This is a genomic window from Aeromonas sp. QDB30 (genome assembly GCF_027707645.1).
In the GTDB taxonomy this organism is placed as follows: domain Bacteria; phylum Pseudomonadota; class Gammaproteobacteria; order Enterobacterales; family Aeromonadaceae; genus Aeromonas; species Aeromonas caviae.
The window spans coordinates 1-748 of record NZ_JAPCIY010000192.1 but is presented as its reverse complement, the minus strand read 5'-3'; the positions used below and the strand labels follow the sequence as shown (position 1 = coordinate 748).

Here is a 748-nt window from a genome sequence, read left to right as displayed (position 1 = left end):
TACCCATGACCCTCAGCCAGCTTCAAGAGCCGATATGGCATCGGAGGGCTTGCCACGACTGCATGCCCCAATTCTACCAACATGCTCTTGAGGTCAAAACGATGATTAAACCGGAAGCAGTATTCCGCAAGATGCCTTGGTAAATGCTTCGCTCCGAGCGTATGGCAACTGCCCCGCAGCGAGTTTTTCACATTTCCTATCATCGTGTTTACCCAGTTGAATGCCGGATGATCCAGCCAGTCCAGGTTGCCCCCGGTGACAACACCCAGGTGCTCACAATTGGCCTCCTTGACCGCTTTGAAACAGGCCAATCCATCGGATATCACCGCGCTACCACTGGCAATATGCCGTTTTGCCCAATCAGCAACGGACTTGGTTTTGAAACCATCGACCACCGTCATCCGCATCTTGATTGGATGTCCTTCCTTGTTCAGGGCCACTGCTGCCACAAACGGCGTCTTGCCTGCCGCGCCCCGACCCCGTTTGCCACCACGGCGCTCGCCACCCCAGTAGACATCATCGAGCTGAATGATGCCGCTGATGGGCTGCTTGTCATCGGACTCTTTCATGGCTTGCAGCAGCTTGTGCTTGAGCATCCAGGCGGTGTCATATTTGACGCCCAACTGGCGCTTTAGCTCCTGCGTATTCCGGTGAAGTTGAACAGTGATTCCGCCGTCATTCCGCACCTAATTTTGCTATTTTCAGTGCTTGACGGCGATCGGCCGTTCTGATCTATTACTCTCTTTTG

At 53.9% G+C, this 748-nt stretch carries 1 pseudogene; it reads right to left on the bottom strand.

The annotated features are described in order from the left end of the window. Positions 1–647: pseudogene (locus tag PG896_RS21070) on the bottom strand (IS1595 family transposase); the annotation flags it as partial. Positions 648–748: the final 101 nt, after the last annotated feature.